The organism is uncultured Alistipes sp., assembly GCF_902388705.1.
GTDB lineage: Bacteria > Bacteroidota > Bacteroidia > Bacteroidales > Rikenellaceae > Alistipes.
Map to the genome: position 1 here is coordinate 1 of NZ_CABMQJ010000063.1, position 10,627 is coordinate 10,627.

A 10,627-nucleotide genomic window follows, 5' to 3' on the forward strand; every position below is an offset into this window, starting at 1 on the left:
CCGCCTGCGGAAACAGCCCGATGAAGAGTATTCCGGCCAGCGGCAGCGCCATGGCGGCGATGCGGAAATTGTCGACTTCGCTCGCCTCGGCCACTTCGTGCGTGCGGGGCGCGCCGAGGAACACCGTGCCGTAGAGCTTGGTGAAAGCCAGTACGACCACGCCGCCGATGAACGCCAGCGCCGCGAGTCCGGCCGCGGAGGCGAGCGTGTCGCTGCCCGAGGCGATGCCGTCGAGCATGCCGAGGTAAATCAGGAACTCCGAAACGAAGCCGTTGAGCGGCGGCAGGGCGCAGATGGCCGTCGTGCCGGCCAGGAAGAGCAGGGCCGTCATGGGCATGTGCCTGGCCAGCCCGCCCAATGCATCGAGCGACGTGGTGTGGGTTTTCGAGAGGATATTGCCCGCCCCGAAAAAGAGCAGCGACTTGAACAGCGAGTGGTTGAAGGTGTGGAGCAGGGCGCCCGTCACTCCGCAGATGGCCACCATCTGGTTGCCCGAACTTTTGCCCAGCGCCGCGATGCCGATGCCGATCAGCACGATGCCGATATTCTCGATCGACGAGTAGGCCAGCAGGCGCTTCACGTCGTTCTGCGCCGCGGCCAGAATCACGCCCCACACGCCCGTGACGATGCCTGCGGCGAGCAGGATGAGCCCGGCGGTGTGGAGCATCTGCATGTCGGCGATATGGGACACGACGCGCAGGATGCCGTAGATGCCTGTTTTGATCATCACGCCCGACATCAGCGCCGAAACGTGCGACGGCGCGGCCGGGTGTGCCTCGGGCAGCCAGACGTGCATCGGGAACATACCCGTTTTCATGCCGAATCCCAGCAGGAAGACGAGGAACAGCGGCATCGCGGGCTGCGTGCGGAAATATTCTCCCAGCAGGGCGAAGTCGGCCGAACCGCAGACGGCGTAGAGCTGCACGAATCCTACGAGCAGCAGGGCGAATCCCACGTGCATCATGATGAGGTAGGAGAGGGCGGCGCGCCGGACTTCGCGGCGTTCGGCGTCGAAGAGAATCAGGATGAACGACGCGACGGTCATCAGCTCCCAGAAGAAGAGGAACGAGAATCCTCCGTCCGAAGTGACCACGCCCAGCATGGCGTAGAACATGACGGCCAGGGCGGTGTAGTGCAGCGAAATGTGGGCCGGGGATTTGCGGCGGAGGTAATGCTCGAGGTAGCCCCGCGAATAGAGCGTCGCCGCGACGCCGCCGACGGCGATGAGCAGTACGAACAGCGCCGAGAGGCCGTCCATCGAACCCGAGTCGCTGCCGAAGAGCAGCGTGTCGGTCGTCCACAGCGGCCCGGTGTGCGTTCCTGCCAGCGTTCCGAGCGCTTTGACGGTGCCCCACAGGGCCCCGGCCGCGACGATTGCCAGCGTCGTCCACACCTTGCCCCGGAGCGGGGTGGCGAATACCGCAGCGGCCACCAGCGCGAGCGCGAGAAGTGAATAGAGAAACATATAGCTTGCGTTTACTTAATTTCCAATCCGTTTGCCACGGATGCCATGACTACTGCCGCGACGGCGGCGGTTTCGGTGCGCAGGCGCTGCGTGCCGAGGGTTATTTCCTCGAATCCGTTTGCGAGGGCGAGGGCGATTTCGTCGGCCGAGAAATCGCCCTCGGGGCCGATGAGCACCAGCGCCGCTTGGCCCCTGCGGAGCGTCGCGGGCAGGTAGGCCTTGCCTGCGGGCGACTGCGCCGGGGCGCAGTGGGCGATGAATTTACGCCCTTCGAAGGGCATGGCCGCCACTTCGCTGAACGGCGTGAGCGGATGCAGTTGCGGGCGGTAGGCTTTGAGCGACTGTTTCATGGCCGCCGTGATAATCCGGTCGCCCCGCTCGGGCTTGAATACCCGGCGCTCGCTGTGCTCGGTTTCGAGCGGTATGATTGCGCCGACGCCCACTTCGGTGGCCTTTTCGAGGAACCATTCGAAGCGGTCGGAGTTCTTCGTGGGGGCCACGCCCATCACCAGCCGGTAGGGCAGCGCCTCCCATTCGGCCTGCGTCGTCAGGACGCGCACCGTGCAGCGCTTCGGATTGTCGTCCGTGACCTCGCAACAAAATAAATTGCCCCTTCCGTCAGTTATATGGAGGGTATCGCCTCGTCCCAGGCGCAATACGCGCACACAGTGCTTCGACTCCTCTTCGCCCAGCGTGTAGAGGGGCGGCGTGATGTCGGGGGCGTAAAAAAGTTGCATACCTGTTATAATTTACTAACTTTGCAGCGATATACGGATGCCTTGCACTCCTCCGTGTTCGCCGGCCGCAAAGTTACATAAAATAACACGATAGATGAAACGTATTGCAGGATTATTCACAACACTTTTGCTGCTTATGACACTTGCGTCATGCAACTCCCCGAAAACTTCCGGGGAGAATCCGTTCTTCAGCCAGTGGGACACGCCCCACGGCGTGCCGCCGTTCGACAAAATCCGTCCCGAACACTTCATGCCCGCCCTCGAGCGCGGCATGTCGCTACACGAGGCCGAAATCGATGCCATTGCCTCGAACAAGGACGAGGCTACGTTCGAAAACACGATTCTCGCCTACGACAACGCCGGGCAGATGCTCGCGCAGGTCGAACTGGTTTTCGACATGCTCTGCGCCGCCGACACCAACGACGAGCTGCAGGCCCTGCAGGAGCAGGCGAAACCCCTGCTGGCGGCGCACCGGGACAAAATCCGCCTCGACGACAGGCTCTTCGCCCGCATAAAATCGGTCTATGACCGGCGCGCTTCGCTGGGACTCGACGCGGAGCAGGCCCGCCTGCTGCAGAAAACCTACGACGCGTTCGTGCGTGCCGGGGCCCTGCTCGGCGAAAAGGAGAAGGCGCGCCTGAAGGAGATTAACGGCCAGTTGTCGCTCACGGCCGTGAAGTTCGGCAACAACATCCTCGCCGAGAACAACAACTTCGCGCTCGAGCTGGCGGCGGACGAACTCGACGGCCTGCCGGCAGGCATCCGGGACGCGGCGCAGGAAAAGGCGCGGGAGATGGGCAAGAGCGGCAAGTGGGTCTTCACGCTCCACAAACCCAGCCTGATTCCCTTCCTGACCTATTCGTCGAAACGCGATTTGCGCGAGAAGATTTACAAGGCATACCTGAACCGCTGCAACAACGGCGATGCGTATGACAACAAACAACTCATCAACGACTTCATCCGCCTGCGTACCGAAAAAGCCAAACTGCTGGGCTATCCGTCGTATGCCGCCTATGTCGTGGCCGACGAGATGGCCGGGACGACCGACGCGGTTTACAGCCTGCTGGACGAAATCTGGACGCCGGCCCTCGAGCGCGCCAAAGGCGAGCTGGCCGATATGGACAAACTGTTGCAGCAGGACGAGCCGGGTGCGACGTTCGAATCGTGGGACTGGTGGTATTACGCCGAGAAGGTGCGCAAGCAGAACTATGCCCTCGACGAGGAGATGCTGCGGCCCTATTTCTCGCTCGAGAACGTGCAGGGAGGCATCTTTTACCTGGCCAACCGCCTCTACGGCATTACCTTCCAGCCGGTCGTGGCGCCGCTCTACAACCCCGAAGCGGTCGCCTACGAGGTGCTCGACGCCGACGAGTCGCATCTGGGCGTCCTCTATTTCGACTATTTCCCGCGCAGCGGCAAGAGCCAGGGCGCGTGGTGCGGCAATTACGTCGAGCAGACCTACAAGGACGGCAAGCGCGTTGCGCCCGTGGTGAGCATCGTCTGCAACTTCACGCGTCCGGTGCGCAACACCCCTGCGCTGCTGACGCTCGACGAAACGGAAACGCTTTTCCACGAATTCGGCCATGCGCTCCACTTCCTGTTCCACGACGTGAAGTACCGCGGCCTCTCGGAGGTCGAGGGCGATTTCGTCGAGCTGCCCTCGCAGGTCATGGAGAACTGGGCGTTCGAACCCGAGATGCTGAAGCACTACGCCGTGCATTACCGTACGGGCGAAGTGATTCCGAAATACCTGGTCGAGAAGCTCCGCAAGAGCGAACTCTTCAACCAGGGATTCGCCACCACGGAGCTGATCGCCGCGTCGCTTTCCGACATGGACATCCACTCGACGACCGACTACGAGCCGTTCGACCCGATGGCTTTCGAGCGCAGGGCGCTCAACGAAAAACGGGGCCTGATTCCGCAAATCGAACCCCGCTACCGCTATCCCTATTTCAGCCACATCTTCGACGGAGGCTACTCGGCGGGCTATTACTTCTATACGTGGGCCGAGGTGCTCGACAAGGATACGTTCGAGGCGTTCCGCGAGAGCGGCGATTTGTTCAACAAGAAGATTGCCGCGGATTTCCGTACGAAGCTGCTCGCCCGCGGAGGTTCGGAGGACGGCATGTCGCTCTACCGTGCGTTCCGCGGCGCAGATCCCGACAAGCGGGCGATGCTCAAGGGCCGCGGACTGTGGAACGAACCCGAGCCGGAACCCGCCGAGGAGTCCGCGGTGCCTTTGTAGTCCCGCTGCGGCGTGAAATGTGAAAATTAACCCAATATTTGCAATAACATGAAAAAAGCACTTGTCATCATGATTTTTTCCGCAATGGCGTCAGGCTGTGCCGATAATTCGGTGCCCAAGGCGCAGCTGCCCGAATTAGATATGTCGAATCCCCTGCTGGCGGTGTGGGATACGCCCCACCAGACGCCGCCGTTCTCCGAAATCGAGCTCTCGGATTACGAGCCTGCGTTCGATGCGGCCATCGCCTGCTCGCGCGCCGAAATCGAGGCGATTGTCGACAACCCCTCGAAGCCGACGTTCGGCAACACGATTGTGGCGCTCGAGCGCCAGGGTGCGCTGCTCGACCGTATTTCGGGCGTTTTCTTCAACCTGCTCGAGGCCGCCACGTCGGACGAGATGCAGGAGATTGCCCTGCGCGTGCAGCCCAAGCTGACCGAGTTGTCGAACGACATTTCGCTCAACCCCGAGCTCTTCGCTCGCGTGAAGGCCGTCTACGAGAAACCCGGCCGCGGCCTCTCGAAAGAGGACAAGAAGCTGCTCGAGGATACCTACCGGGGATTCGCCCGCAGCGGCGCGGCCCTTTCGGACGCCGATAAGGAGCTTTACCGCAAGTATACCTCCGAACTGTCGGCAGCTACGCTGCAGTTCGGCCAGAATGCGCTGGCGGCGACGAACGCCTTTACGATCAACATCACCGACCCGAAAGTCGTGGCCGAGCTGCCCGGCTTCGTCAAAGAGGGAATGGCCGCCGACGCCAAGGCCCGCGGCGAGAAGGGCTGGACGGTGACGCTGCAGGCCCCGAGTTACGTACCTTTCCTGACCTATTCGTCGAACCGCGCGCTGAAGGAGAAACTCTGGCGCGCCTCGAACTCGCGCGCGCTGGGCGGCGAGTTCGACAACACGCAAATCGTGAAGCAGATTGCGGCCCTGCGCCTGAAAATCGCCAACCTGCTGGGTTACAAGTGCTATGCGGATTATGTGCTCGAGCGCCGCATGGCCGAGAACACGCCGACGGTCATGTCTTTCCTGAACGAGCTGCTGGACGCAACCAAAGCCTATGCCGACCAGGATTACAAGACGGTGGGCGACTATGCCGCCTCGCTCGGGTTCAAAGGCACGCTGATGCCGTGGGACTGGGCCTATTACAATGAGAAGTACAAGGACGAGAAATATGCGCTCAACGACGAGCTGGTGAAGCCCTACTTCAAGCTCGAAAACGTGAAGACGGGCGTGTTCATGCTCGCCAACAAACTCTACGGGCTGAACTTTACGCCCAACGCCGAAATCGAGGTTTACCATCCCGACGTGACGGCTTACGACGTGACCGACGAAAACGGCCGTTTCATGGCGGTGCTCTACCTGGACTTCTTTCCCCGCGAGTCGAAGCGCTCCGGGGCGTGGATGACCGAGTTCCGCGGCACGAAGATTGTCGACGGCAAAGAGACGCGTCCGCTGGTGTCGCTGGTGATGAATTTCACCAAACCCACCGAAACGACCCCGTCGCTGCTGACTTTCGACGAGGTGGAAACTTTCCTCCACGAGTTCGGACACTCGCTGCACGGCATGCTGGGCGAGGGTAAATACGAGTCGCAGACCGGCACGAGCGTCTACCGCGATTTCGTGGAACTGCCCTCGCAGATTATGGAGAACTGGGCTACCGAGAAGGAGTTCCTCGACCTGTGGGCCGTGCATTACCGGACGGGCGAGCCGATTCCTGCAGAGGTCGTCGACCGGATTGTCGCCGCACAGAATTACCTGGCCGCCTACGCCAATGTACGCCAGCTCTCGTTCGGCCTGACCGACATGGCGTGGCATACGATTACCGAACCTTTCGAGGGCGACGTGGAGCAGTTCGAGGTGAAGTCGATGGCTCCCACGCAGGTGTTGCCCGTCGTTCCGGGTACGGCGATGGCCCCGGCCTTCGGGCACATCTTCTCGGGCGGTTACGCCGCCGGATACTACGGCTATAAATGGGCCGAGGTGCTCGAGGCCGATGCGTTCTCGCTCTTCAAGGAAAAGGGCATCTTCAACCGCGAAGTGTCCGACTCGTTCCGGGAGAATATCCTCTCGAAAGGCGGCACGGAGCATCCGATGGAGCTCTACGTCCGTTTCCGCGGCCACAAGCCCGAAACCAAGGCGCTGATTGAGAAAATGGGACTGGGCAAATAACAGCAGTCCGGCCTTATGAAAAAAGGGAACCTCGCGCAGCGGAGTTCCCTTTTTGTTGTATTTCTTTTGACTGAATTTGCTTCGATTGTTCAATTATTTTTTAATTTTGCGGTTGGGATTGAGAATTTTATATTTATAATTTGGTAGGATTATGCCTCTCGAAAAATTAAATGCGGCACTGATAAGTGTCATACAGGATAGTACGCCCGAGTATACGAATGCGGCGTCCATACTGACCGACAAGCTCAATATCGGCCGGGAGGCCGCTTACCGCCGCCTGCGGGGCGAGGTGCCTTTTGCCTTCAGCGAGGCGGGCGTGCTTTCGGCGCAGATGAACTTTTCACTCGACCGCATCGTCGGTGCCGTCGATTTGGGAAATATACTTTTCCGGTTGAGTTTCAACGATTACCACACGGCGCTCGAAGACTACACCGGGGTGCTCGACCAGGACACCCTCTTTTACCGGGAGGTATCCCCGGATGCCGACGCCGAGCAGGCTATCGCCGGGAACTCCTTTCCGCGCATGCTGTACATGCGTTACGAAACCCTGACGAATTTCAAACTCTTCAAATGGCTCTACCAGCAGGGGCTTATCGACTGTTCGGGGGCGAAATTCGAAGACATGAAAGTTCCCGCGGCACTGCGGAAAAGTTACGGCGAGCTGATACACGAGGCGCAGCAGATGCCCTCGACGACGCTGGTGTTCGACGGCAGCTGCACCAAACGCTGGGTCAACGCCATCTGTACGTTCCGCAACATGCACCTCATTTCGGACGAAAGCGTCGATCTGCTGAAGAACGAGTTACTGCAGTTGCTCGACGAGCTGGAGGAGATTGCCGTCAGCGGACAGTTCCGCAGCGGAAAGCCGGTGTCCATCTACATTTCGAATATGGACATCGAGGCGACCTATTGCTATGTTTCGGCACGCCACTTCCGGGCCAGTTGCATCGAGGCGTTCTCCATCAACTCGCTGCGGAGCGCCGACCCTGCTATGTTCGAACATGTTAAACGGTGGATTCTGGCCTTGAGCCGGTTCGCGACACTGATCTCGTGCAGCGGGGAGTTGCAGCGGATTCACTTCTTCAAGCGTCAGCGTGCTATCGTAGCAGAATTGGAAAGGGAGGGTATAGAACCCTCCCCCGAAGTCATCCAGGAGTGAACGGAACCTTGCGTCTAGCTCCTTGTGTCCATCCCGTGCTTCAAATCCTGACGGATTTTCCACTTGCGTCACTTTTGCGGGTGTAACCCGCCCCTTGCACAATCCCACTTGAATTCTTCATATCTCCTGTGCATTACAAAAGTAGTATACGGAAATGGTTCCGACAAGACGGAAAACGCAAATGCAGGGGAATTCGTGTGACTGATTTTGATACACATTCCGCTTGCCGGCCCGGTTTTTGAAAATCAGATTTGAAAGTCGGCGCATTTCGTCGATTTGCGCACACGACCGCGGAGCGTGTTTCGAATAATGAAACCGGCGTCCGGGCTGCCGAAACGGGTCGGACAGGGGAGAACAATAAAAAAAGCGGGGAGATTATCCTCGCTTTTCAGTTGAGCTACCAGGATTCGAACCTGGAATAACAGGACCAGAATCTGTTGTGTTACCGTTACACCATAGCTCAATAGATTTTGGTGATGCAAAAGTAGAACTTTATTTTTCAATTGCAAAGAAAATTCCGAAATTTTTTTAGTACATTTGCTTTAATCATCCGCTTGCCGGATGAACCTGAAACTAAAAACAACGTAAAATCAGAAAATTATGGGAATTAAGTTCCGCCTTATCGTCATGAACTTCCTCCAGTACGCCATCTGGGGTTCGTGGCTCATTTCGCTGGGCGCTTACCTCGGGGGAGGCCTCGATTTCACCGGACTGCAAATCGGGAGTTTCTTCGCGACGATGGGCATTGCTTCGTTGTTCATGCCTGCCGTGATGGGCATCATCGCCGACCGGTGGATTCCGGCGCAGAAACTGCTGGGTATCTGCCACCTCGTCAGCGGGGCGTTCCTCGTGGCCGCGGCTTCGCAGACGGCTTATGCCCCTTTATATAGTTGTATGCTGTTGAGCGTGATGTTCTACATGCCGACCATCGCGCTGTCGAACTCGGTGGCCTATAACGCCCTCGATTTGGCCAAACTCGATACGGTGAAGCACTTTCCGCCGATTCGCGTGTGGGGCACGGTGGGTTTCATCGCCGCGATGTGGTTCGTCGACCTGACGCATATGGGCGGCGTGCAAATCAAGCTGACGGCCTGGCAGCTCTATGTTTCGGCGGCGCTGTCGTTTGTGCTGGCCGTATATTCGTTCTCGCTGCCCGGATGTCCCGTCGACCGCAACGTCAAAGCGAAGTCGTGGGTCGACACGCTGGGCCTGCGCGCCTTTGCGCTCTTCAAGCAGAAACGCATGGCCATCTTCTTCATCTTCTCGATGCTGCTCGGTGCCGCGCTGCAGATAACCAACGCTTTCGGCGACTCCTATATCCAGAGTTTCGGCTCGATGGCGCAATACGCCGATTCGGCCATCGTCAAACACTCGGTGATTCTGCTGTCGCTGTCGCAGATGTCCGAAACGTTCTGCATCCTGCTGATTCCGTTCTTCCTGCGGCGTTTCGGCATTAAGAAGGTGATGCTCATCTCGATGTTCGCCTGGGTGCTGCGCTTCGGGTTCTTCGGTATCGGTAATCCCGGTTCGGGCGCCGCGTTCCTCATCCTTTCGATGGTCGTTTACGGCGTGGCGTTCGATTTCTTCAATATTTCGGGGTCGCTGTTCGTCGAAAAGGAAACCAGCCGCGAAATCCGCTCCTCGGCGCAGGGCGTCTTTATGATTATGACCAACGGCTTCGGCGCATTTTTCGGCTCGTATGCCGCAGGCGCCGTCGTCGATGCCTGGGGATGGCCCGATTCGTGGTATATCTTCGCCGGCTACGCCCTTGTGGTGGCCGTGGTGTTCGCAGCGGTTTTCCGCTACAAGCACAATCCGGCCGAAATGGGAAGCGTGAGTCATTGACGGATAATCCGGCGGCCGGGAGAACCCGTGCCGCCGGAATTTTCTTGCCGCCGGAGGGCTGTGCCGACGGGTGTTCCCGTCCTGACGTTTCCGCTCGGGTGTTTCTGTCCGGGAGTTTCCGGCTCCGGGATATTTCCTGTGGGGCTGCGTTTGCCCGCGTCGGGGGTTTACCGGACGGTGTTTGACCGTGCCGGGGAATTTCGGCGTGCAGGGACTTTGTCTGCGTCGGGATACTTGCGGCGGCGGGCGTTTGTTCAGCGCCGGAGCATTTTGACATGCGGGATGCCCGCTTCGAAATACCGTTCGGAAACCGCTTCGAAGCCGAGCGTGGCGTAAAATCCGGCGAGGTATTCCTGCGCCGAGATGCGGACGGGGACGGGACCCCACTCCCCGGCGATGTAACGCAGGGCTTCGAGCATCAGCCGTCGGCACAGCCCGCGGCGGCGGTAGGCGGCGTCGACCAGCACCCGTCCCACGGAAACCTCTTCATAGACAATTCCGGCCGGAATAATCCGCAGGAATGCGACCACGCGGCCGGCGTCCTCCATCCACAGGAAGATGCACCGGGGATCGACCGCGTCCGCGTCGGGTTCGGTGATGTGCTGTTCGAGGAAAAAGACCGCTTCGCGCGCCTGTACGATGCGGTGGTATTCGTGGGCGGTGAGCTTGCCGAAATGGCGGATGATTGTCGGATACATATTGTTTTCACTATACATACAAAGATACTTTAAAAAATGGAAAATACGGACAGGATATATGTGGATGCCGAGACCTGCATCCGCTGCGGCCGCTGCGTAAAGGTATGCCCCGCGCAGATTTTCGAACAGGAAAAGGCGGGTGCTCCCGTGGTGCTCTGCAAACCTGAAAATTGCATCGGCTGCGGGCACTGCGTCGCGGCGTGCCCCACGGGCTCGGTACACCATGCCGGGTTTCCCGCGGACAGGGTGCATCCGGCGGACTATGCCGCCCTGCCGACACCCGGGCAGGTCGAACTGCTGCTGGCCGTG

The 10,627-nt window shown here is 59.3% G+C and carries 8 protein-coding genes and 1 tRNA gene; 5 read left to right on the plus strand and 4 right to left on the minus strand.

Annotated features, from left to right (window positions below; genetic code table 11):
• Both QZT71_RS10760 and QZT71_RS10765 read right to left on the minus strand, forming a co-directional pair.
• Positions 1–1,465, minus strand: a 1,465-nt coding sequence (locus QZT71_RS10760; RefSeq protein WP_295915966.1) for a proton-conducting transporter membrane subunit, incomplete at its 3' end; no start/stop codon positions are given.
• Positions 1,466–1,476: 11 nt separating this feature from the next.
• Positions 1,477–2,202 (minus strand): 16S rRNA (uracil(1498)-N(3))-methyltransferase, encoded by a 726-nt coding sequence (locus QZT71_RS10765; RefSeq protein WP_295915970.1) that lies wholly within the window; start codon positions 2,200–2,202, stop codon positions 1,477–1,479.
• 94 nt (positions 2,203–2,296) lie between these two features.
• On the opposite strand from QZT71_RS10765, the gene QZT71_RS10770 reads away from it, so the two are divergent.
• From QZT71_RS10770 to QZT71_RS10780, 3 genes are all read left to right on the plus strand, one after another.
• Positions 2,297–4,447 carry a M3 family metallopeptidase gene (locus QZT71_RS10770; RefSeq protein ID WP_295915972.1) on the plus strand — a complete coding sequence of 717 codons (2,151 nt, stop codon included), beginning with the start codon at positions 2,297–2,299 and terminating at the stop codon, positions 4,445–4,447.
• Positions 4,448–4,495: 48 nt separating this feature from the next.
• Positions 4,496–6,616 (plus strand): M3 family metallopeptidase, encoded by a 2,121-nt coding sequence (locus QZT71_RS10775; RefSeq protein ID WP_295915974.1) that lies wholly within the window; start codon positions 4,496–4,498, stop codon positions 6,614–6,616.
• A gap of 151 nt (positions 6,617–6,767) precedes the next feature.
• The gene (locus tag QZT71_RS10780) at positions 6,768–7,775 is read left to right on the plus strand and encodes a hypothetical protein (protein ID WP_295915976.1); all 1,008 of its coding nucleotides are present in this window, start codon (positions 6,768–6,770) and stop codon (positions 7,773–7,775) included.
• Between the two features lie 392 nt (positions 7,776–8,167).
• Here QZT71_RS10780 and QZT71_RS10785 read toward each other — a convergent pair.
• A tRNA-Gln gene (locus QZT71_RS10785) sits at positions 8,168–8,238 on the minus strand.
• 137 nt (positions 8,239–8,375) lie between these two features.
• Between QZT71_RS10785 and QZT71_RS10790 the strand changes: the two genes are divergently transcribed.
• Complete coding sequence (locus QZT71_RS10790) at positions 8,376–9,620, plus strand: nucleoside permease (protein ID WP_295915977.1); 1,245 nt, start codon at positions 8,376–8,378, stop codon at positions 9,618–9,620.
• Positions 9,621–9,874: 254 nt separating this feature from the next.
• Here QZT71_RS10790 and QZT71_RS10795 read toward each other — a convergent pair whose 3' ends face one another.
• Positions 9,875–10,336 (minus strand): GNAT family N-acetyltransferase, encoded by a 462-nt coding sequence (locus QZT71_RS10795; protein ID WP_295915980.1) that lies wholly within the window; start codon positions 10,334–10,336, stop codon positions 9,875–9,877.
• An 18-nt stretch (positions 10,337–10,354) separates the two neighbouring features.
• Between QZT71_RS10795 and QZT71_RS10800 the strand changes: the two genes are divergently transcribed.
• Positions 10,355–10,627 (plus strand): ferredoxin family protein (locus QZT71_RS10800; RefSeq protein ID WP_295915982.1); only part of this gene is annotated, 273 nt, incomplete at its 3' end.